This window comes from Sphingomonas aerolata, from assembly GCF_003046295.1.
In the GTDB taxonomy this organism is placed as follows: Bacteria; Pseudomonadota; Alphaproteobacteria; order Sphingomonadales; family Sphingomonadaceae; genus Sphingomonas; species Sphingomonas aerolata.
This window is the reverse complement of sequence record NZ_PZZN01000002.1, coordinates 14,621-37,004: the sequence shown is the minus strand read 5'-3', so window position 1 is coordinate 37,004 and position 22,384 is coordinate 14,621. Positions and strand designations below refer to the sequence as shown.

At 69.4% G+C, this 22,384-nt stretch carries 18 protein-coding genes; 9 read left to right on the top strand and 9 right to left on the bottom strand.

Annotation, left to right across the window (positions count from 1 at the left end):
* Positions 1-164: 164 nt before the first annotated feature.
* From C8J24_RS07565 to C8J24_RS07555, 3 genes are all read right to left on the bottom strand, one after another.
* Positions 165-1,163 carry an adenosine kinase gene (locus tag C8J24_RS07565; protein WP_107931516.1) on the bottom strand — a complete coding sequence of 333 codons (999 nt, stop codon included), beginning with the start codon at positions 1,161-1,163 and terminating at the stop codon, positions 165-167.
* A 94-nt stretch (positions 1,164-1,257) separates the two neighbouring features.
* On the bottom strand, positions 1,258-2,166 hold the full coding sequence (locus C8J24_RS07560; protein WP_107931515.1) for a flagellin: 909 nt from the start codon (positions 2,164-2,166) through the stop codon (positions 1,258-1,260).
* Positions 2,167-2,177: 11 nt separating this feature from the next.
* Positions 2,178-4,196 (bottom strand): FlgK family flagellar hook-associated protein, encoded by a 2,019-nt coding sequence (locus tag C8J24_RS07555; RefSeq protein WP_107931514.1) that lies wholly within the window; start codon positions 4,194-4,196, stop codon positions 2,178-2,180.
* Here C8J24_RS07555 and flgG point away from each other — a divergent pair.
* The 5 genes from flgG to C8J24_RS07530 all read left to right on the top strand — a co-directional run bounded on the left by flgG (position 4,195) and on the right by C8J24_RS07530 (position 7,662).
* Entirely contained in the window at positions 4,195-4,902 is a 708-nt protein-coding gene (gene flgG / locus C8J24_RS07550) for a flagellar basal-body rod protein FlgG (RefSeq protein ID WP_107931513.1), read from the top strand. The genes C8J24_RS07555 and flgG overlap by 2 nt on opposite strands.
* Positions 4,899-5,357 (top strand): flagellar basal body P-ring formation chaperone FlgA, encoded by a 459-nt coding sequence (gene flgA / locus C8J24_RS07545; protein WP_107931512.1) that lies wholly within the window; start codon positions 4,899-4,901, stop codon positions 5,355-5,357. Before flgG ends, flgA begins: the two co-directional genes overlap by 4 nt.
* Positions 5,358-5,368: 11 nt before the next feature.
* Positions 5,369-6,100 carry a flagellar basal body L-ring protein FlgH gene (gene flgH, locus C8J24_RS07540; RefSeq protein WP_031439640.1) on the top strand — a complete coding sequence of 244 codons (732 nt, stop codon included), beginning with the start codon at positions 5,369-5,371 and terminating at the stop codon, positions 6,098-6,100.
* Positions 6,101-6,257: 157 nt separating this feature from the next.
* Positions 6,258-7,136, top strand: a complete 879-nt coding sequence (locus C8J24_RS07535) for a flagellin (RefSeq protein ID WP_031395278.1) — start codon at positions 6,258-6,260, stop codon at positions 7,134-7,136.
* 220 nt (positions 7,137-7,356) lie between these two features.
* Entirely contained in the window at positions 7,357-7,662 is a 306-nt protein-coding gene (locus C8J24_RS07530) for a hypothetical protein (protein ID WP_107045108.1), read from the top strand.
* A 46-nt stretch (positions 7,663-7,708) separates the two neighbouring features.
* Here the strand turns inward: C8J24_RS07530 and C8J24_RS07525 are convergent, their stop codons facing one another.
* Complete coding sequence (locus tag C8J24_RS07525) at positions 7,709-8,161, bottom strand: flagellar basal body-associated FliL family protein (RefSeq protein WP_107931511.1); 453 nt, start codon at positions 8,159-8,161, stop codon at positions 7,709-7,711.
* Between the two features lie 115 nt (positions 8,162-8,276).
* Here C8J24_RS07525 and C8J24_RS07520 point away from each other — a divergent pair, with 115 nt between their 5' ends.
* The 3 genes from C8J24_RS07520 to glsA all read left to right on the top strand — a co-directional run bounded on the left by C8J24_RS07520 (position 8,277) and on the right by glsA (position 11,365).
* Complete coding sequence (locus C8J24_RS07520; RefSeq protein ID WP_056678896.1) at positions 8,277-8,504, top strand: hypothetical protein; 228 nt, start codon at positions 8,277-8,279, stop codon at positions 8,502-8,504.
* Complete coding sequence (locus C8J24_RS07515; RefSeq protein WP_107931510.1) at positions 8,501-10,360, top strand: hypothetical protein; 1,860 nt, start codon at positions 8,501-8,503, stop codon at positions 10,358-10,360. Before C8J24_RS07520 ends, C8J24_RS07515 begins: the two co-directional genes overlap by 4 nt.
* Before the next feature lie 69 nt (positions 10,361-10,429).
* Entirely contained in the window at positions 10,430-11,365 is a 936-nt protein-coding gene (gene glsA, locus C8J24_RS07510; protein ID WP_107931509.1) for a glutaminase A, read from the top strand.
* 3 nt (positions 11,366-11,368) lie between these two features.
* Here glsA and C8J24_RS07505 read toward each other — a convergent pair whose 3' ends face one another.
* Entirely contained in the window at positions 11,369-13,804 is a 2,436-nt protein-coding gene (locus C8J24_RS07505) for a bifunctional diguanylate cyclase/phosphodiesterase (RefSeq protein ID WP_107931508.1), read from the bottom strand.
* A gap of 98 nt (positions 13,805-13,902) precedes the next feature.
* The gene (locus C8J24_RS07500) at positions 13,903-15,003 is read right to left on the bottom strand and encodes a serine hydrolase (RefSeq protein ID WP_244180556.1); all 1,101 of its coding nucleotides are present in this window, start codon (positions 15,001-15,003) and stop codon (positions 13,903-13,905) included.
* Positions 15,004-15,428: 425 nt separating this feature from the next.
* On the opposite strand from C8J24_RS07500, the gene C8J24_RS07495 reads away from it, so the two are divergent.
* Positions 15,429-18,119, top strand: coding sequence for a TonB-dependent receptor plug domain-containing protein (locus tag C8J24_RS07495; protein WP_107931506.1), 2,691 nt, complete (start codon positions 15,429-15,431; stop codon positions 18,117-18,119).
* Positions 18,120-18,166: 47 nt separating this feature from the next.
* On the opposite strand, the gene C8J24_RS07490 is transcribed toward C8J24_RS07495, so the two are convergent.
* Genes C8J24_RS07490 through C8J24_RS07480 form a run of 3 tightly spaced genes read right to left on the bottom strand, consistent with a single transcriptional unit; the run spans position 18,167 to position 22,330 of the window.
* On the bottom strand, positions 18,167-19,696 hold the full coding sequence (locus tag C8J24_RS07490) for a DHA2 family efflux MFS transporter permease subunit (protein ID WP_107931505.1): 1,530 nt from the start codon (positions 19,694-19,696) through the stop codon (positions 18,167-18,169).
* A 10-nt stretch (positions 19,697-19,706) separates the two neighbouring features.
* Entirely contained in the window at positions 19,707-20,891 is a 1,185-nt protein-coding gene (locus C8J24_RS07485; RefSeq protein ID WP_107931504.1) for an HlyD family efflux transporter periplasmic adaptor subunit, read from the bottom strand.
* Positions 20,888-22,330 carry an efflux transporter outer membrane subunit gene (locus C8J24_RS07480; protein ID WP_107931503.1) on the bottom strand — a complete coding sequence of 481 codons (1,443 nt, stop codon included), beginning with the start codon at positions 22,328-22,330 and terminating at the stop codon, positions 20,888-20,890. The genes C8J24_RS07485 and C8J24_RS07480 overlap by 4 nt, the downstream gene beginning before the upstream one ends.
* Positions 22,331-22,384: the final 54 nt, after the last annotated feature.

Sequence of the window (22,384 nt, the reverse complement as noted above, 5' to 3'; positions counted from 1 at the left end):
CAAAAAGGGCCGGGGGAGGAAACTCCCGCGGCCCTTTTTTTGTGCCTAATTCCAAAGGCGTCATCCCCGCGAAGGCGGGGATCCCTATCCTCCAGCGGTTGCGAGTCTATCGCGCGGCCGGCCAGTATGGGTTCCCGCCTCCGCGGGAATGACGGTTCGGTTCGTCAGCCGATATGCTTGCTGGCCAGTGCCTTGAGGTCGACCATCGGGCGGGCGCCGACATGGCTGATGATCTCGGCCGCGCAGACCGCACCGAGCTTGAGCGAGGCGTGAAGGTCGTGGCCCTGTGCCTGGCCGTGGAGGAAGCCCGCCGCGAACAGGTCGCCCGCGCCGGTCGTGTCGACGACCTTGGCGATCGGCTCGGCCTTCACTTCGGCGCGCGTGCCGTTCTGGATCGCGCAGGCGCCGTGTTCGCCGCGGGTGACGACCAAGGTCGGGACCTGCGCCGAGATCTTCGCGACCGCCGCGTCGAAATCCTCGGTCTCGGCAAGCGCCGCAAGTTCGCTCTCATTGGCGAACAGGATGTCGATCAGGCCGTCCGACAGGAGCTGGCGGAAATCGCCGCCGTGGCGCGAGATGCAGAACACGTCGCTGAGCGTGAACGCGACCTTGCGGCCTGCACCGCGTGCGCAATCGATCGCGGCGCGCATCGCGGCGCGCGGCTCTTCGGGATCCCAGAGATAGCCCTCGAGATACAGGATCGCGCTGTCGGCGATCATCGCGGTGTCGATCGCCGCGGCGGGCAGATACTGGCCCGCGCCGAGGAAGGTGTTCATCGTCCGCTGGCCATCGGGCGTCACGAAGATCAGGCAGCGGCCGGTGGTCGGGTCGCCAGCGCGGACCGGGGTCGCGAACTCGATGCCGATGCTGCGGACGTCATGCGCGAAGACCTGGCCGAGCTGGTCGTCGGCGACCTGGCCGATGAAACCGCACTTGCCGCCGAGCGCAGCGACGCCGGCGACGGTGTTGGCGGCCGACCCGCCCGAGATTTCCATGCCCGGCCCCATCTTGGCGTAGAGCGCATCGGCTTCTTCCGACGAGAACATCAGCTGCATCGAGCCCTTGGCGACACCGATCTCGGCGATGAAGGCGTCGTCGGCGGTGCTCAGAATGTCGACGATGGCATTGCCGATCGCGACGACGTCATAGGTAGGCGTGCTCAAGGGGAGGTCTCCGGACCGAACGGGAAAAGCTCGCCGTAATTCGCGCAGACGGCAGGCGCAACCGCTGCGGCGCCGGGTGCCCGAGCCGCGGGCGTCAGCGCAGATAGGCGACGAGGCTGAGGCCGGCGACCTTGCCGAACACCGAATAGCTCGCCTCGAGCATCGTCTTGCGCTGCATCAGGTCCATCGAGATCTGGCCGTAATCCGCGTCCTCGTTGTCCGAGACGATCTTCTCGAGCAGCGCGGCGCGATCGGCGGCGCGCGCGCCGAGCGTCTCGATCTGCGCCTGGCGGAGGCCGTTGGCGGCGTTGAGCCCGCGGACCTGCGGCAAGGCGGCGTCGAGCTGCGCGATCGCGGTCTTGAGCGCCGCGGCCTGGTCTGCGCTGGGGCTGGCGCCGATCGGCCCGGCCTCGGCCAGCGTCCGGAACGCGGCGAGCACGCCGTCGCCGAGCTCGCTCGCGGTGACGCCATAGGTCAGCGTCGCGCCGCCGCCGATCGACGCCGAGGCGCGGACGTCGTCATTGCCGAATGCGGCCTGCGTCGTCGTGCCCGCGGTCTCGGCGAGCGTCGCGGGCTTGAACGGGATCGCGTCGCCCTGCGCGCCGGCGAACAGCGGCTCGCTGCCGTCGGTCGCGTTGAGCGCGGAGCGGAACTGGCTGAAGGCGCTTTCGATCGCGCTGCCGAGCGCGGGCGTCGCGCCGGTGCCGACCGCGGTCATCAGCTGTGTCCGGAGATCGCCGGCGATCGTGTCGATCGCGGTGATATTGGCCTCGTACAGCGACAAGGTCGTGCCGAGCCGGGTCGTCGCCGCGCTCTGCGCCGCCTGCATCGACAGCGCACTGCGCGCCGACAACGTGCGGACCGCGGCGCTGCCGAGATCGGCGAGGTCCTTCGCCTTCTTGCCCGAATTGAGCTGCAGCTGCGTCTGCGCGAGCCGCTGCTGCGCCTTCTGGACCGCGTCGGTCAGCGTCCGCTGGAGCGGGATGGTGGCGATGCGGGTCATCGATGCTGGTCCTATCTGATCATGCCGAGAAGCGTGTCGTACATCTCGCTCGCGGTGGTCATGACGCGCGCGGCGGCGGCATAGCTGTTCTGGAGCACGACCATCTGGCCGAGCTCCTCGTCGATATTGACGCCCGAGACGCTGTCGCGGCGGTTGATCGCGTCGTCGCGGCGTGCGCCCATCTGGTCCGCGCGATCGGTGGCGCGCGACGCGGCGGATCCCGCATCGCCCAGCACGACCGCGGAGAAGCGCGCGATCGTCATCGTCCCCGCATCGCCGAGATCGACCGCACTCGCCAGCGCATCGACCAGCGCGGTCGCGCCGCGCCGGTCGCTCGGCCCGAGCGCCTTGGTCCCCACCGCGACGGGCTGAAGCCGTGCGAGCGGGAGGCGGGTCGGGTCGGCGAGGACGTCGCGGCGGACCCCGGCGCTGTCGAGCCCCGCCCCCGCCGCGCCCAGCCCGGTGATCGCCGCAAAGCCGCGTCCGGTGCCGCCGCGGTCGGTCGTGTCGGACAGGACCGAGAGCATCGCCCCCGATTCGGCGCGGGTGGCCGAGAACCGCAGGCGCCCGGCGTCGTCGAGTGCGAACTGGCCATAGCCGCCGAGCGGACTGGCGTTGAGCTCGTCGATCAGGTCGCCATAGCTCGGCCCCGTCGCCCCCGTCAGCGCATAGCGCGCGACCAGCCGGCCCGACGAATCGCGCAAGGCGAAATCGACCGCCTCGCCGGCGGCGAAGCGATGCGGATCGGCGGTGGTGAACCCCGACGGCACCAGCATGCTCGTGTCGCTGCGGACGATGTCGTTCAACCCGAAATAGTGCGACAGGCCGATCCCCGCGCGCGCACTCGGCCGCGCGGTGTCCTGCGCGATGGCGACGCCAGTCCCTGCCCCGGTCGCGGCGATGGTGAGCGTGCCGTTGGCGAACGACGCGGTCGCCGCACCGCCCAGGCCGGTATTGATCGCCGCGATCGCATCGTCGACCGTCGCGGCCGCGCCGAGCGCGTCGAAGTCGAGCGTGGTGCCGGCGACCATCGTGCCGTCCGACCGCGTCACCGCGATCAGCGCCGCACCGGTGAACCCCAGCCGGTCGCCACCGGTCAGCGCGGTCGCGCGGCCGGTGGGTATCGCGGGCGGCGGGACCGCCGAGCCGGTGTTGGACGCGGCATTGATCGTCCGCGCGAGTCCTGCGAACAGCGTCTCGACCCGCGCCGAGAACGCCGGCAACTGCCGGTCGCGCAGGTCGAGCAGCCCGCCGAGCCGCCCGCCCATCGCCGGCGTGTCGAGCGTCGTCCCGGTCGCCGCGCCGAGCGTGCCGTCCGCCTCGGCGAACCGGACGTCGATCGTCGGATAGACCGGCTGCGCGCTGCCGACGCCGCTGGCGGGATAGGAGAGCTGGCGCAGCCGCTGGTCGAGCAGCGGTACGCCCGAGGCGGTATCGATCGTCACCCGCCCGCTCGGCTGTTCGCGCGCGGTGATGCCGATCAGCGCGCTGAGCTCCTCGAGCGCGGTGGTGCGGCGGTCGGCGGGGCCCGACGCGCTGCGCCCCAGCCCCTGCAGCCGCGAAATCGAATCGTTGAGCGTGTCGACCGTGCGCAGCAGCGCGTTGACCCGCTCGACCGTGTCACCGACCTCGCCCTCGATATCGCCGCGCAGGACGTCGACGTCGCGACCGAGCTGGCGCATCGATCCGATCGCGTCCTCGACCATGCCGACAAAGGGCGCGGTGACCGCGGACCCGCCATTGGCGCCCGCCATCGCGGTCGCGGTCGCAGCGATCGCGTCGAGCCGCGCGGGCAGCGCGGATTCGGACCCGGTCGCGCCGAGCAGCGACTGCAACCGGTCGAGATAGCCCGCCTCGACCTCGGCGCGGCCCGCATCGCCGCTGCGGCCATAGACGGTCGCTTCGAGGAACTTGTCCGCGACGCGGCCGGGTTCGCCGACCACCACGCCGTTGACGCGGCCTGCGGTGACCCCCGTCTGCAACGCGACCGTCTCGCGCGCATAGCCCGGCGTGTTGACGTTCGCCAACATGAACACCACCGGGTTCAAGCGCCAGCGCGCGGCATTCCAGGACCTGCTCTATCAGCAGGAGACGCGCCCGGGTTCGGCGGCAGGCGGCGACGGCCAGGCCAAGGTGCCGACCGGGATCCAGATCGGCGCGGGCGTGAAGACCGGTGGCGTCTACCGCATCACCGAACAGGGTGCGCCCAACCAGACCGGCAACCGCTATGACATCGCGATCCAGGGGCGCGGCTATTTCCAGGTGACGCTGCCTTCGGGGCAGATCGGCTTCACCCGCGACGGATCGTTCCAGCTGTCCGAACAGGGCGAGCTGGTCACCGCGGACGGCTTCCGCGTCGAACCCACGATCGTCATCCCGCCCGAGGCGGTTGACGTCGCGATCTCGAAGACCGGCGAGGTCCAGGTCAAGCTCGCCAACGATCCCGCGCTGCAGACCGTCGGCCAGATCCAGCTCGCGACCTTCGTCAACGAGGCGGGGCTCGAGGCGCAGGGCGGCAACCTCTTTCTCGAAACCGCCTCGTCCGGGCAGCCGACCGTCGCCGCGCCGGGCCAGCCGGGCTTTGGCGACACGCTGCAGGGCTTTGTCGAGGCGTCGAACGTCAATCCGGTGTCGGAGATCACCGCGCTGATTACCGCGCAGCGCGCCTATGAGATGAACAGCCGCGTGGTGAAGACCGCGGACGAGATGCTCGCGACCTCGAGCCAGCTCCGATGAGCCGCCTGGCAATCGCCGTCGCGCTGCTGCTGGCATCGGGGGCTGCGTCCCCGGCGCAGGCGGCGGATCCCGTCGAGACGCCCGTCGCGGTGCTCACCCGCGCGATCGCGCGCGGCGACATCCTGAGCGCGACCGATTTCGAGCTGCAGCCGCGGGCCGCGGTCGCCGCGCGCGGCGTGCTGGCGGCGGACGCGGCGAGCGGGCGTGAGGCGGTGCGCGTGCTGCCCGCGGGCACGATGGTCCGCGCCGGCGATCTCGTCGCGCCCCGGCTGGTGCGCCGCGGCGAGGCGGTGACGCTGTCGCTCCAGGGTCGCGGGTTTGCGATCACCACCGCGGCGCGGGCGCTGGCGGCGGGCGGCCTAGGCGATGTCGTCCGCGTCGTCACGCTGTCCACCAACCACAGCGTCGACGGCGTCGTCACGGGCGCGGGCAGCGTCCGCGTCGCCGCGCAATGAGGAGACATGCGATGACCAGACCCGCGACAATGTTCCTGATCCTCGCCGGCGCGACCGCCCTGTCGGGCTGCGGCACGATCGGCCAGCTCAAGACGATCGGCAAGGCGCCGAAACTCAGCGAGATGACCGCGGTCGACACCCCGCTGACCGAGGATTCGCTCGGCCAGCCGAGCCGTCGCCCGGCTGCGCCGCCACTGGCCCTGGCGCCCCCCGACGCATCGCTGTTCCGCGCGGGCGCGGGTGCGTTTCTCGGCGACCAGCGCGCCGCGCGCAAGGGCGACATCCTGACCGTGCGGATCAACGTTCAGGACCGCGCCGAGGTCGGCAACACGACCGCACGCACGCGCGGCGGCTCCGAGAATGCGGGGCTGACCGCAGCACTCGGGCTCGGCGTCGCGACGCCCGATCCGCTGATCGCCGGCAATTCGAAGTCGCAGTTCAACGGATCGGGCAATATCAGCCGGTCGGAAACAATCAGCATGACGATGTCGGCGATCGTCACCGACGTGCTGCCCAACGGCAATCTGATGATCCGCGGCCGCCAGGAGATCCGCGTCAATTACGAGCTGCGCGAGCTGATCGTGACCGGCATGGTGCGCCCGCAGGATATCAGCCGCGACAACAGCATCCGCCACACGCAGATCGCCGAGGCACGGATCAGCTATGGCGGCCGCGGCCAGCTGACGCAGGCGCAGCAGGCACGCTGGGGCCAGCAGATCTACGACGCCCTCTTTCCGTTCTGAGGCGCGTGCCCACGCTGCAAATAATCCGCGCAGCGCGACCAACTATCCGGATTTCTTCCCAGAATAAGGAGCGGGTCGGATCTGACCGCTCCGTCGGCGAGCCGCCGTACGGCTCAAGGACGCAGAAGCGACCGACTATTCCAGAAGGAAGAATATCATGGGAATGTCCGTTAACACCAATGTTGGCGCGATGGCGGCCCTCCAGGCCCTCAACGAGACCAGCAAGGGTCTGTCCGTCGTCCAGAGCCGCATCAACAGCGGCCTGAACGTCGCATCGACCAAGGACGATTCGGCAGCCTTCACGATCGCCCAGGGCCTTCGCGGCGATCTGGGTGGCCTCAAGGCGGTCAACTCCTCGCTCAGCCGGGCGAAGAGCGTGGCCGACGTTGCGGTCGCAGGCGCAGAGCAGATCTCGGACGTCGTCAACCAGATGAAGACGCTCGCCAAGCAGGCGTCGGACGATGGCATCAGCGACGAGAGCCGCGCTGCGTACAACAAGGACTTCACCGCCCTTCGCGACCAGATCAGCACGATCGTCGATTCGTCCGAGTTCAACGGTACGAACCTGCTCAAGACCGGCGGCGGCACCGTGAGTGCGTTGCAGTCGCTGACCAACAAGGCAACCGGCACCGACACCTACGATCCCGATACGCTCTCCATCGCCAACCAGGAAATCGACCTGCCGGCGACGGAAACCGCGTCCGCGGGCGTGGGTACCGGCGTGCTCGGCCAGGATTCGGAAATCGACACGGCTGCCAAGGCCAAGGCGATGGTCGATACCCTGGACACGCTGGGCAGCTCGCTCAACACCAAGCTGAGCGATCTCGGCTCGGGGTCGCGCAAGATCGACGCACAGATGACGTTCACCAGCAAGCTGTCGGACGCGATCGAAAGCGGCGTCGGCAAGCTGGTCGACGCGGATCTGGCCAAGGAATCGGCGAAGCTGCAGGCACTGCAGGTCAAGCAGCAGCTTGGCGTTCAGGCGCTGTCGATCGCCAACCAGGCACCGCAGACGATCACCTCGCTGTTCCGGTAAGCCGGTACGAGACACGATCCCGCCAAGTCCCCCAAGCACATCGGCGGGGGGTCGTGGAAACCGGGGTGGCCGATCGGCCACCCCGGTTTTTTCATGCCTGTTTTCAGGCGGCGGCGCGCCTGGATACGGGTAATCCCTTAATAGCCGTGCGGCCCGGTTCGACTAGGGTCGAGCGAACCGGCGGGCGGACCAGCCACGAACGACCGGAGAGGATGAGGTCATGGACTACCGCGTTTCGCTGTCGCTCTCGGTCACCGACCCGCATGCGCTGTGGTCCGCCGCGGCGGCCTGTGCGCTGACCGCGCCGGGCATGACGCTCGACGACGTCGTCGAGACGATCGGCAGCGAGCATGATCCCGACATCGCCGACTGCATCGCGCTGCTGCTGCTGTCGCCGCGGATCACCGGCGCGCGAATCGAAGACTTCGCCTGCCGTCGCGCCGGCCGGCCCGAACGCGTGGCAGACGTCACCCCGTTGCCGACCCGCCCCCGCGCGACGCGGCACGGGCTGAACGCCAACGCCTGAGACACGCCGGGCCGGGGTTCGGCGCAGCGCGCGGACTTGAGCGCGATCAGGCGCGGCGCGCCGCCACCTCGACCAGCAACACGGCCGCGATCGTCGGATCGACCCGGCGCAGTGCCGTGGAGACGTCCTGCGCCAGTCGCCGTGCATCGACCGGCGTCGACGCGGAGGCATGCAACCGCGCGAATTCGATCGACGCGACCAGCGCCGCCTCGCGCAGTTCGGGCCGACGCGTCTCGATCGCGCCCGCGCCCGCGACATCCGCGGCCTGGAGCACCAGCTTGACCTTCAGCCGTCCGTCCGCGCGATCGCCCTCGACGATTGGCACGTCGAGTGGATCGAGCATCACGAACAGCGGCGACGGCCGTACGGGTTCACCTTCCGCCCCGCCTCCTTCCGCCCCGCCCCCTTCGGACGCCGCCGCGCCCGGCGCCATGGCTGGCGCGGTCAGCAGCGCAGCGATCAGCAGCGCGATCTGCTTGGGTGAAGGGCGGGTGCGCATCGCTCGGGCTCCGGTTTGTGGTTTCGTCGGGACGTCGCCCCGAATGCCGGCCGATGCCGACGATCCGCAGGTCTTTGCCTCTATAATAGGAGGATAGCGGAGGGATGGAGCGCAAGTGAGCCACGATCAGAAACCCGCGCGCGTCAGGATCGTCGCGAACGGTGCCGAGACGGACGCCCGCCGGCGCGGCGATGCAACGGCGATCGCGCCGATGCCCGCGGCCGGACCGGGCGATGGTCATCATGCCGCTGCAGGCAACAGGGTCGCGACGATCGTGTTCGCGCTGCTGTTCCTTGGCGCCGCCGCCGCTGCCGCAGTCGCGGTGACCTTGGCCTTCGCATGATCCGCCTCGCCATTGCGCTGGCGATCGGCGCGGGGCTGGCCGGACCGCATGCCGCGCGTGCTGCCGAACCGTCGCATCCGAGCGCGCCGCACCCGAGCACGCCTCACCCGAGCACGCCGACGCCCGCGCAACCGTCGCTACCCGCCCCCGCCCGCCCGGCGCCTGTACCCTTTGCCGCCGAGCTCGCCGCGCAGCCGCTGCCGCCGGCGCGCACCGCCTGGACCGCGATGAGCGAGCAGGCGGCCTGGGCGGCGCTCGCGACCGCCACGCCCGCGACGCGGCAAGCGACACGCTGGCGCTATGCGGTCGCCCTGATCGCGCGCGACCGCGCCGGCGAGGCGCTCGGCGTGCTCGACGTGATGGCGGCCGACGATACCGGGCTTGCAAAGGTCGCCGCGTGGCGGCGCGCGCGCGGCGTCGCGCTCGGGCGGCTCGGGCGGACCGATCCGGCGATCGCGGCGCTCGACGACCCTGCGCTCGCGACCGATCCCGAGACCTGTCTGTGGCGGATGCGGATCCTGGCGGAGGCGGGTCGTGCGGCGCCGGCGCTGGGCGTGCTCGGCTGTGCGATGCCCGCGCTGAACGCGCGTGGCGCCAAGGCGCGCCGCCCCTTCATCCTCGCCGCCGCGCGCGCGGCGATCGACGCAGGGAGGCCCGGCCCGGCGCGCGACTGGCTCGATCGCATCCCGGCGACCGACGCGGCGGCCGCGCTGTTGCACGGCGAGGCGGACCGTGCGCTCGGCGCCGCCGCGACGAGCCGTCGCTGGTTCGATCTGGCCGCACGCACCGGCGATCCCGAACAGCGCGCCGCAGCCACGCTCGGCACGATCGAGACCGATCTGGCCGCGCGTACGCTCGCCCCGCCGGCCGCGGCGCGGCGTCTGGCGGCGCTGCTGTTCCGCTGGCGGGGGGGCATGGTCGAACGCCGCGGGCTGACGCTGGCGATGAGCCTCGCCACCCGCCGTGGCGACGAACCCGCGCTGCTGGCGGCGGCTGCCGCGCTGCTGCGCTACGGCAATGTCGGCGCCGACGCCGCGCCGCTGTCGGCGACCGTCCAGGCGCATCTCGTCGCGCTGGTGGCGCCGCAATCGACCATGCCGCTCGGTACCGCCGCCGGTCTGCTCTGGGACTATCGCGACCTGATGCCGACGGGGGCGGACGGCGACCGCGTGGTGTGGATGCTCGCCGACCGGCTGCAACAGGCCGGGCTCTATCGCCGCGCCGCGGAACTGCTCGAACGCCGGCTGTCCACCACGCAGCGCGACGTCGAACAGGGCCCCTTGTCGATCCGCGTCGCGACGCTGCGGATCCTGGCGGGCGCGCCCGACGCTGCGGTCCGCGTGCTGCGCGAAACCGCGATGATTCCTTATCCCGACGGGATCCAGGACGAGCGCCGCCGGCTTCAGGCGGTCGCGCTCGAACTGCTCGGCCGCCACGCCGAAGCGGTGGCGACGCTTGCCGACATCCGCGACGCGACGCCGATCCGCGCCGAATTCGACTGGCACGCGCGCGACTGGTCGGGCTTAGCCGCCAGCGGCACCGCGCTGCTGCCCGCCCCCGGAGCGCGCGGCGGCCTGTCCGCGGAGGGCCAGGCGATCGTCCTGCGCCAGGCGATCGCCCATGCGATGCTTGGACAGGAAGCCGCGCTGGCACGGCTCAACCGGCGCTATGCCCGCGCCTTCGCCGCGCTCCCCACCGCGCCCGTGTTCGCGATGCTGACCGCGCCGGTCGGAGGCTTCGACCCGGCGCGGCTCGATTCCGCGATGACCGCGCTGTCCGCGGCAGGCCCCGCGGGCGCGATCGGCGACCTGCTGACCGCGGGACAGGCGGCGCGGACGTCGACGCGGCTGGACTAGGGCGCCGCGCCTCTGCCCACGGATCATGCGCGCCGCCTGCGAGTTGACCCTGTTCACCAGGAGAGCCGCATGCCCAGCACGATCGCGCAGATCATCACCGAGATCGCCGCCGAGATCACCGACGACGCCGCGCGGATCGAGGCATCGGCGGACCGCAAGGAGGAGGCCGTGCCCGGGCCGATCGGCATCGCGGTCGCGCTGACGTCGGGCACGCTGCTGACCGCGGGTGCGGCGACGACGGCATTCCCGATCCAGAGCATTTCGAAGCTGTTCGCGCTCGACCTCGCGCTCGCGGCGATCGGCGACGACGTCTTTGCGCGCGTCGGGAAAGAGCCGTCGGGCGACCCGTTCAACTCGATCGTCGATCTGGAACGGACCAAGGGCGTGCCGCGCAACCCGTTCATCAACGCAGGCGCGCTGGCGGTCGTCGATATCCTGGTCGAACACCGGCCCGAGGACGGCGACGACCCGGCGGTCGCCAGGCTGATCGGCCGCGAGACCGGGTCCGATGCCGTCACGTTCGACGAGGACGTGATGGCGTCCGAGCAGGAGGGCGGCGACCTGAACCGCGCGATGATGAGCTTCATGCGGCATCACGGCAATCTCCATGCCGATCCCGATGCGGTGATGGCCGCCTATGTCCGCAATTGCGCGATCGCGCTGGATTGCCGTGGCCTTGCAAAAGCAGGCGCGTATCTCGCGGCGACGCGGCGGACGCCCGATGATCCTGAGGCCGACGCGGTGGCCAAACGCCACCGTACGGTGCTCGGCCTGATGATCACCTGCGGCCATTATGACGGGTCGGGGGATTTCGCGGTGCGGGTCGGCCTGCCCGCCAAGAGCGGCGTCGGCGGCGGCATTCTCGCGATCGTGCCGGACCGGGCGGCGATCGCGGTCTGGTCGCCCAATCTCGACCAGCATGGCAACAGCATCCTCGGCATCCGCGCGCTCGAGATGATCGCGCACCGGACCGGCTGGTCGGTGTTCGGACCGCCGCTGGTCTGACGCTCAGGCGGCGAGCCGGGCGACCGTCACCCCCGATGATCGCGGGTCGGTGTCGCCGGGTGCGCCGATGATCGTGTCCCCCGGCAGCTCGGCGAAATCCGCCGTCGCATCGGTGAACGGCACGACCGGCCGCCCGAGCAGATAGCCCTGCGCCACGTCGCAGCCGATATCGTGCAGCACGTCGAGCTGTTCGCGCGTCTCGACCCCCTCGGCATGCGTCAGCACGCCCAGTTCCTTGCCGATCGCGACGGTCGCGCGCAGCACCGCCATGCAGCGCGGATCATTCGCCGCCTCGGCGACGAAGCTGCGGTCGATCTTGATCCGGTCGAAACGGAAGTCGCGCAGATGCGCGAGCGACGATTGACCGGTGCCGAAATCGTCGAGCGACACCTTGATGCCGAGCTTGCGGATCCGGTCGAGCATCACCGCGGTCCGGCCCGCATCGTCGATCAGCGCGGTCTCGGTGATCTCGATCTCGACCCGCTCGGGGGCGACGCCGTGGATCAGGATCGCCTGCGTCAGGCTGTGGAGCAGCCCTTCCGACTTCAGCTGCGCGGCGGAGATGTTGATCGCGACGTTGAGATGCGGCGACCAGCCCGCGAGGTGGCGGCACGCCTCCATCATCACCCAGCGGCCGATATCCTCGACCAGCCCGCATTGCTCGGCGATCGGGATGAAGACGCCCGGCGGGATCCAGCCGCGCACCGGGTGGTTCCAGCGGATCAGCGCCTCATAGCCCGTCGTGCCCCCGGTCAGCAGATCGACGACCGGCTGGAAGGCGAGTGCGAAGCCGCCCGTCTGGACCGCTTCGTGCAGGTCGTCGACGATCCCCTGACGTTCGGCGAGCCGTTCGGCGAGCCCGGGCAGATAGGCCTGCGCGCGCCGCCGCCCGAGCCGCTTGGCCTCGTACAGCGCCATGTCCGCGCGCTTCATCAGGTCGTCGGCGGAACAGGCGCCCGAAAAGTGGGAAATGCCGATGCTGCAGCTCGGCAGCAGCCGGCAGCCGTTGATGACGACCGCGCCGCTCAATTGCGCGACGATCGAATCGGCGAGCGCCGCCGCCGCGTCACCCGTCTCGCTGGCGAGGATCGCGAGCTCGTCGCCGCCCATCCGCGCGATGAAGCTGTCCTGGGGCAGCAGCCGCGTCAGCTCGGCCGCGACATGGACCAGCAGCTGGTCGCCGACCGCGTGACCAAAGGCATCGTTGATCCGCTTGAAATCGTCGAGGTCGATCATCAGCAGCGAGAAGGGCGTGCCGATCCGGATCCGCGCCTCCTTCTGCTCGCGCAGCGACCGGCGGTTCCCCAGCCCGGTCAGCGGGTCGTGATAGGCCAGGTGCGTCAGGTTGCGCAGCGCCTGCCGCTCAGCGCTGACGTCGTTGAAGGTCAGCACCACGCCCTTGGACTGCATCGGACGGCACTGCATCCGATAGACGCAGCCATCGTCCATCGCCCATTCGCGGTCGAACGTCGCGTCGGTCCGGATCCATTGCTGCATCGCCGCGCGGATCTCGGCGCGCCGCTCGGGCCGCCAGCCGCGATGACGCGCGACGATGTCGATACAGGCGGTGATCGTCATGCCCGGCGCGATCGCCCCGTCCGGGATCGCGTACATCTCGAGAAACCGGTGGTTGAAATGCTGCAACCGGGCATTGCCGTCGATGAACACCAGCCCGTCCGACATGCTTTCGAGCACCGCTCTCAGCGTGTGCCCCTCCTCCTCGCGCGTCGTCCTGAACCGCTCGAAGGTCAGCAGGCTGGCGAGGCAGGTGACCGACACGCCGAACGCCATGCACGCGGCGACGAGGCCCGGCGACAACAGGCTGCCGCGGACGTCGCCGATGCTGCCGATCACGATATCGCCCGACAGCGCGACGAAATGCGTCGTGCAGATCGCGAGCGCGAACAGCATGCAGGCGGCGGTGCGTGACCGCGCCCAGCCGCGGTGGAGCTGCCACGTCGCCATCAGCACCGTCCCGAGCACCAGCCCGGTGATGTTCGTCGGCCAGGAAAACACGTGGACGCAATCGGTCATGCCCGTCAGCCCGACCGCATGCATGCACCAGATGCCCGCGCCCGCGACCGTCGCCGCGGCGATCCGCGCGACGCGGCGGCGCAGGCGGGTGACCGCGACCAGCGGCACGCCGACCAGCGCGATGCCGACCAGCGCGGACAGGATCGTGATCGGCACGTCGTAGCGGAGCAGAAGGTCGGGACGATAGGCGAGGATCGCGATGAAATGCGTCGCCCAGACGCCGAGACCCGCGGCGAGCGCGAGCGCGGCATGCCGCCAGCCGAGCGGTTCGCCGGGCTCTGCCGCGGTCCGATCGAGATCGATCGCGAGCATCGCCACCGACCAGCTGGCGGTCAGGCAGATTCCGACTGCAACGGCGACCAGCGACCCCGAATGCTCGAAATGAAGATTGAAAAGGGGGACCACGATCTTTGCTCTCAGGAAGTCACTCCCAATCGCATGAATTTATTAAAGAAAGTTATAACCGAAACGGCTTGATAGGGCCCCTTGCCCCGGCGGCACGATCAATTGCCCGCCGAGGCGACCACGGCCCGGGTCACGTCGCCCATCAACCGCATCCGCACCGGGATCGGCTCGCGCGTGCTGGCGATCATCACCGCGACCGCATAGCGATGGCCGTTCGGCGCGACGAGCAGCCCGATATCGTTATAGCCGGTCGACAGGCTGCCCAGGTCCTGCCCGGTGCCGGTCTTGTGCGCGAGCGACCAGCCCGGCCGCAGCCCCGATTTCAGTCGCAGCGGCCCGGTCTTGCTCGACCGCATCAGCGTCAGCAGCGACGCGGTCGAGCGCGCGCTCAACAGCTTGCCCTGCGCGAGCAGCGACAGGCCGAGCGTCACGCCATTGGCCGACGCACCGTCGTAGGGCGCCGCGAGATAGCGGTTGAGCGCCTTCGCCCGCGCCTCGTAGGTCATCGCTGCGCGCGCCTGGAGAAAGCCCCAGCCCCCCGCCCATTCGGGCCGCCATTCGAGCCCCGCGGTCTTCGCCTGCAGGACCCGTTCGCCCGGGCCGAAGGTCACGCCCTCGACACCCTTGGCGTCGAGCATCCGGTTGATCGCCGCGGGTCCGCCGATGCGCCAGAGCAGGACGTCGTTGCAGGTATTGTCGCTGCGCGTCATCGCGCCGCGCAACAGCTCGTCGATCGTCGTCGTATAGCCGTCCGCACCGATCAGCGCGCGGATCGGCTGATGGAACAGCGTCAGGTCGGCACGCGTCAGCGTGACGCGGTCGGACAGCGAAATCTGCCCGCGGTCGACGGCGTCCATCACCGCGATCGCCACCCACAGCTTGCTGACGCTTTGTTGCGGACGCCGCGTGTCACCGTCCCAGGCCACCACCCAGCCCTCGTCGATGTCGCGCACGGTGATCCCGACCTGTCCCTTGAAGCTCGCGCCGAGCGCCTGGACCGCGTTGAGCAGGTCCGCCGCGGGCTGGGGCCTGGTCGACGGCCGCGTCGGCGCCGATGGCCGGGGCGCCGGCGCCACGGTCGTGACGGTCAGCGGCGGCGGTGCGGGACGCATCGGCTGGCGACCCGCGGGAACGCACGCACCCAGGCTGGTGACCGCGGCAAGGATCCCGGCGAGGCGATGAGACACTGAAATTGACACGATAAGTTCCCCTTGTCCGCTGCTTAGCGCGCTGAGCGCTGCGCGGAACCCGAAAGCTGCCGCATCCGCCGCGTTTCGGGTTCCGCCGGTCGCACGCCGCCGATCCGCCGCGACCCGGTTTTGGCCCCGGTGGCGGTGCCCGGCCCACCACGTCCGCCGCCCCTTGCCTGGCTGGAACCAGGACAATCGATTGCGTCAATTCTGCAACATTATGACGTCCATATGAAAGTCGTGCGTATTTTCGGTTGCAAAGACGGGACCGCTATGGCCGTTTGTTGCCAGGACAGGTCAAGGACGAAGCCGGACAGGCGGCCGTCCTTGCGTGTGACAGGGCAATTTCCGCAGGCGCGCCAAGGGGAATCGGCGGTCTGAAACGGCGATGATGGGGGAGGATCCTGAGAGCCACTTTTCAAAGGGGGCTTAGGATGATTAGATACACGACCTCGACCGTCGCACTGGCGGTCGCACTTCTTGCCGGGTCCGCCACCTTCGCAGCGACGCCCGGCAGCGGCCAGGATGGCGCCGCGCCCGCACCCGCACCGGCCAGCGCCGTGCAGGAAAGCGTACCCGACGCCGCCAGCGCGACCCCCGAGCCGTCGAACGACATCGTCGTGCTGGGCACGCGCCGCACCGATCGCACGCTCGCCACGTCGCCGTCGCCGGTCGACGTGATCAGTTCGGCCGAACTGACGTCGCAGCCCGCCGCCAACATGATCGACGCGCTCAAGAATATCGTGCCGTCCTTCTACGCCGGGCAGAATTCGATCTCCGACGCCTCGACCTTCGTCCGCTCACCGTCACTGCGCGGCCTGTCGGGCGATCAGGTGCTCGTGATGATCAACGGCAAGCGCTATAACCGCTCCGCTCTGGTCCAGGTCTATGGCGGCAGCGACACCGGGCTCGGTCGCGGCGCGCAGGGGCCCGACATCTCGGCGATCCCGTCGCTCGCGATCGGCAATCTGCAGGTGCTGCGCGAGGGCGCGACCGCGCAATATGGCTCCGACGCGATCGCCGGCGTGCTCAACTATGGCCTGCGCGAGGACCAGGGGATCGAACTGGTCGGTCGTGCCGGCCAATATTATGCGGGCGACGGCGAAAGCTATCAGATTGCGGGCAATGCGGGCGTGAAGGGCGACTGGGGCTTCATCAACGTCACCGGCGAATATGTCGACGAAGGTCAGACCAGCCGCGGCCGCACCCGCCCATCGGCCGCCAATTTCGCGCAGAATTTCCCGGCGCTTGCGAACCAGCTCCCCAATTATCCGCTGCCCGTGCAGATCTGGGGCAATTCGCCCTCGCACGGCTTCAAGTCGGTCTATAACTCGGCGATCAATGTCACCGACAGCAGCAAGATCTACGTCTTTGCCAATTATGCGCAGAGCAAGGGCAACCAGAGCTTCAACTACCGCGCCTCGGTGTCGAGCACCGCGGTCGACACGAACGGGGTGGTCCGCAATCAGGGCGCGAACGGCGCGTTCAACAACACCTTCTTCCTCACCCCCTGCCCGACCGGCAACGCGACCTGCCCGAGCGGCGGCTTCGTTCGCGACGGCAACACCTTCCGCTTCGGCACGCTCTACCCCGCCGGCTTCACGCCGCGCTTCGTCGGCAAGACGCAGGAAGTGTACGGGGTGCTCGGCTACAAGGGCACGTCCGGCGCCTTCAGCTATGACCTGTCCGGCACGCTGGCGCGCAACAAGCTGTCGCTGTCGATGTATGACTCGGCCAATTTCTCCTACGGCCCGGCGACGCAGACCAGCTTCGACTTTGGCGACCTGATCCAGAAGGAAACCAACTTCAACGCCGACTTCACCTATGCCGCCGACCTCGGTCTCGCCGCACCGCTGACCATCTCGGCGGGCGGGGAGTTCCGCAAGGAAACCTACGAACAGACCGCGGGCGACACGCAATCCTATGCCGCGGGCCCCTATGCGATCGCGCAACAGCTCTTCACCCAGACCGCGCCGGGCGTGTACGTCGCCTCCGGCACGACCGCGGCGCAGGGCGTCGGCGCGAGCGGCTATGCGGGCACCAGCCCCGCCACCGCAGGCAAGTTCAGCCAGAAGGCCTATGCCGCCTATGTCGGGCTCGAAACCGACCTGACCGACGCGCTGACGGTCGGCGCGGCGGGCCGGTACGAACATTACAACACGTTCGGCGATGCCTGGGTCGGCAAGGTGAACGCGCTGTACAAGTTCGCCGACGCCTTCTCGGTCCGCGGCAGCTTCGGCACGGGCTTCCACGCACCGTCGCCGGGCCAGTCGAACGTCTCGATCGTCACGACCTCGTTCAACAACGGCGTCGCGTTCCAGGCGGGCACCTATCCGACCAACACTGCGGTCGCGCAATATTATGGCGCGAGCAACCTGACCCCGGAAAAGTCGACCAATTACGGCCTGGGCTTCATCCTCGAACCCGTCCGCGGAATGACGGTCACGGTCGATGGCTACCGGATCAACCTGCGCAACCGGATCGGGCTGACCTCGCCCTTCATCGTCACCGCGGCGGACCTTGCCGCGCAGCCGGCGCTGCTGCCGGTCGGTGTCGGCGGCCAGGTCCAGTATTTCACCAACGGCTTCAAGACGCGGACCCAGGGCATCGACGTCGTCGGCACCTACCGCACGCGGTTCAGCGAGGCGGAGCTGAACTTCTCGTTGGCGTATAACTACAACGACAACAAAGTTACCGAGTTCGATGCCCGGGTGGTCGGCACCGCGCAGCTGATCGACGCGGAAAACCTCGCGCCAAAGCACCGCGTCGTCTTCAACGCCGGCTGGACGCTCGACAATCTGAGCCTGAACGTCCGCGAGAATTACTACAGCTCGTTCACCAGCGCGCAGGATTACGGCCAGACCAACGGCGTGCCGAACCAGGTGTTCAGCGGCAAGTTCGTCACCGATCTGGAGCTCAGCTACACCTTCGCCGAGCATTTCACGGTCGCGGTCGGCGCGCAGAACTTCACCGACGAGCATCCCGACCGGCTCAAGCCGACCTCGACGGTGCAGATCTATCCGCTCACCGGCGGCACGTCGGACGGCCAGGTCTATCCGCGCAACGGCGGACCGTTCGGCTTCAACGGCGGCTTCTACTATACGCGTCTGCGCGTGAAATACTGAGACCGGACGGGGGGCGCCGCGGTGCCCCCCGTCTTCTCACCACCGGATCAGTGCGCGGCGGCGGGGTCGACCGGCCGGGCGGGCCGCGGCGCCAGCCAGATGATCGCGGCGGACACGAAGAAGATCAGCGCGGCAAAGGCGAACAGATGGTTCGTCGCCAGCGCGAAGCTTTCCTGCTCGACCACCCGCTCGATCAGCCCGCGCCCCTGTTCCGCGCTCAGCCCGTGCTGCTGCGCGTTGGCGATCACCTGATCGCCATTGTTGAGGATGTTGGTCAGCTCGGCGCGGTTCGTCTGCGCGTTGTTCTGCCACATGGTGCTGCCGATCGAGGTGCCGATCGCCGCCGCCAGCGTCCGCAGGAAGCTCATCACGCCCGCCGCCGACGCGGTCTCCTCCGGATTGACCGCGCCCAGCGCGATGATCGTCAGCGGGATGAAGAAGAACGGCATCCCCAGCCCCTGGACGAGCTGCGGCGCCGCCAGGATCCAGAAATCCGCACCGCTGAACCAGAAGGTCCGCAGCACCGACGTCAGCCCGAGCCAGAAGATCCCGAAACACACCAGCGCGCGCGGATCGACCTTGTTGCTCAGCTTGGCGACGATCGGCGAGAAGATCACCGCGAGCACGCCGTTGAACGCGGTCACATAGCCCGCATCGCTCGCGGTATAGCCCATCGTCGACTGCAGCCATTGCGGGATGATCACGACCGAGGCGAAGAAGGTCCCGAAGCTGAAGGCGAGCGCGGTCACCGCGACGGTGAACCCGCGGTGCCGGAACACGCGCAGGTCGACGATCGGATTGCCCGCGGTCAGCTCCCAGATCAGGAAGGTGACGAAGCCGATCGCCGCGACGATCGCGCAGCCGACGATGAAGCTCGACCCCAGCCAGTCATGCTCGCGCCCGAGATCGAGCATGATCTGCAGCGCCGCGATCCACACGACCATCAGGAACAGGCCGAAGCGGTCGATCGGCACGATCTCGGTCTTGGTCTCCGATTTGCGCAGCAGCGTGAACACGCCGACGATGCAGAAGATCGCGATCGGCAGGTTGATGTAGAAGATCCACGGCCAGGACCAGTTGTCGCTGATCGTCCCGCCCAGGATCGGCCCGAGGATCGGCGCGGTGACCGTCGTCATCGCCCAGGCGCCCATCGCCGCCGCGCGCTTCTGCGGGGGGAAGATCGTCAGCAGCAGCGTCTGCGTCAGCGGCATCAGCGGGCCGCCGCAAAAGCCCTGCCCGATCCGGAACGCGACCATCGCGCCGAGCGACGAGGCAAGACCGCACAGCGCGGAGAAGACCGCAAAGCCGATCATCGCCGCCATGAAGACGCGGATCGTCCCGAACCGCCGGACCAGCCACCCGGTCAGCGGCACACAGATCGCCTCGGCGACCGAATAGGAGGTGACGACCCAGGTCCCCTGGGTCGGCGACACGCCAAGCCCGCCCGAGATATGCGGCACCGACACATTGGCGATGGTCGTGTCGAGCACCACCATGAAGTTGGTCAGCGCCAGCACGAAGCCCGCAAGGATGAGGCGCGGGCCGGTCAGGACCGGCGCGGACGTGTCGGCGGCCATCGATCCGCTCCTAGCGATCGCCCGAGATGTCGATCTCGGCGTCCATCGACAGCCCGACGCGCAACGGATGATCGCGCAATTCCTTGGGATCGAGCGCGATACGCACCGGCAGACGCTGGACCACCTTGATCCAGTTGCCGGTCGCATTCTGCGCGGGGATCAGCGCGGACGACGCGCCGGTCCCGCCGGCGAGCCCGACGACGCGGCCGTGATAGACGACGTCATCGCCGTGCAGGTCGGAGATCAGCGTCGCATGCTGGCCGACGCGGACATGCTGCAGCTGGCCCTCCTTGTAGTTCGCGTCGACATAGAGCTGGTCGACGGGAACGATCACCATCGCCGCGGTGCCGGGTGCGAGCCGCTGGCCGATCTGGACGTTGCGCTGCGAGATGACGCCGTCGATCGGCGCACGCACGACCGCGCGCGACAGGTCGAGCCGTGCCTGGCGCAGCTTGGCGCGCGCGGCGAGGACCTCGGGGGCGTTGTCGCGCGTGGTGCCACGGGTCAGCGCGGTGTTGGCGGCGCGATCCTCGAGCGCGGAGGCGCGCGTCGCGGTCGCCTGCGCGATCCCCGCCTGCGCGATCGCGACATTGGCGCGCGCGGTGCGCAGCGCGTTCGTCGCTGCGGTCACCTCATCACCCGATACCGCGCCCGCCGCGACCAGCGCCTGGCGACGCTGATAATCGATCTGCGCGCGGTCGAGATTGCCCTGGGCGAGCAGCAGCTGTGCGCGGGCGGCACCGATATCGGCACCGCGCGCATTGGCCTGCGCCTGGAGCGCATCGCCCGTCGCCGCGGTCTGGCCATAGCGGCGCTCGGCGCCCGCCAGATCGGCCTCGGCCTGCGCGACCGCGATCTGCAGGTCGGCATCGTCGAGCCGCATCAGCACCTGCCCGCGCTTGACGGTCTGCGTGTTGCTCACCGTGACCGCGATCACCTGCCCGCTGACCAGCGGCATGACCTGCGCGGTTTCCGCCGCAACATAGGCATTGTCGGTCGTCACGCGCTTCGACAAGACGAGTGAGTCATAGATGAAATACAGGACGGCGATCACGACCAGCACGGCTGCGAAGATCAGCAGCAGCCGCTTGCGCTTGCCCGGGTTTGCGGTGTCGACCTTGGGGCTGTCCTTGGGATCGGCCTTGGGCTCCTCGGCGGGAGTCTGGTCGCTGTCGTGGGATGGGGTGTCCATCATCGTGTCCCGCTGGTCTGGATAAGGGGTTGGAAGCCGCCGCCGAGCGCGCGCACCAACTGCACGTCGAGCGCGAACCGGCGCGAATCGATCGCCGCGACCGAACGCCGCGCGGTCAGCACCGCTTCCTCGGCGCTCAGCACGTTGAGAAAGGTCGACAGGCCGCCGCGATAGCGCAGCTGCGCGACCTGATACGCGCCTTCGGCATCGACCAGCGACGCGCGCGCATCGCGCATCTGCGCTGCGACCTGGCGCCGGCTGGTCACGACATCGGCGACCTCGCGCAGCGCGTTGATCACGATGCGGTCATAGCTGCCGACCGCTTCGTCATACTGGCCGCGCGCCTGCCGATACTGGCCCTGCAGCGCGCCGCCGCGAAAGATCGGCAGGCTGATCGCCGGGCCGACATTGCCGATGCTCGATCCGCCCTTGAACAGGTTGTCGAGACCGAGCGATTGCAGCCCGATCAGCCCCGACAGGCTGAGATTGGGGTAGAAATCGGCGCGCGCGACCTTGATCCGGCTCGCCGCCGCTTCGGCGCGCGCGCGCGCGGCGGCGACGTCGGGACGCCGGCCGATCAGCCCGATCGCCGCGTCGGCGGGGAGTTCGGTGGTGAGCACGGGCACCGCCGGCCGGGTGATCGTCAGCGCGCGATCGGGCCCGGCGCCGAGCAGCGCGGCGATCGCGTTCTTGGCGAGCGCGATCTGTTCGGCGTTGCTGGCCAAGTCGACCCGCGACGCCGGCACCGCGGAGCGCGCCTGTTTGAGCTCGGCCTGCGTATCGAGCCCGATCGCGACACGCTCGTTCACCAGCCGCTCGCTCGCGCTGCGCACCGCATTGGCTCGCTGCAGCACGTCCTGTTCGGCATAGAGCCGCGCGAGATCGGCATAGCGCGCGGCGATATCGGTCGCGAGCGTCAGCGCCGCCTGCTCGCCGTCGAGCCGCGCCGCCTCGGCCTCCGACGTCGCCGCGACCAGCGCCGCGCGGTTGCGCCCGAACAGGTCGAGATCGAGACCTGCGTCGAGTGCCAGCCGGCCCGTGTCGTTCCAACCCTTCGGAATGAACTCCGCGGGGATGCCGTTATTGTAGCTCTGCTTGTTGAGCCCGACCGTGCCCTCGGCGTCGAGCTGCGGCTGGTTGGCGGCGCCCGCCTGCTGCACCGCACCGCGCGCGGTCCGCACGCGCGCGGCCGCGATCGCGATGTCGGGCGATCCCGCCAGTGCTTCGGTGATCAGCGTGTTGAGCTGCGCATCGCCGTAACCCCGCCACCACTGCGTCGCCGGCCACGCCGCATTCGACGCCGGGCCGTTCGACGCGAGGCTGTTGCGCGATGCATAGGTGTCCGCGGATGCCAGGACGGGCGGCGGCCCCAGATCGGGCACCGCGCAGCCGGCAAGCCCGGCTGCGATTGCGGTGCAGCCGGCGAATCGAATCAGTCGCATTGAATCATCGTACTCCTGCGTACGCTCGGCAGATGGTCCCGGGTAGTGGACTTG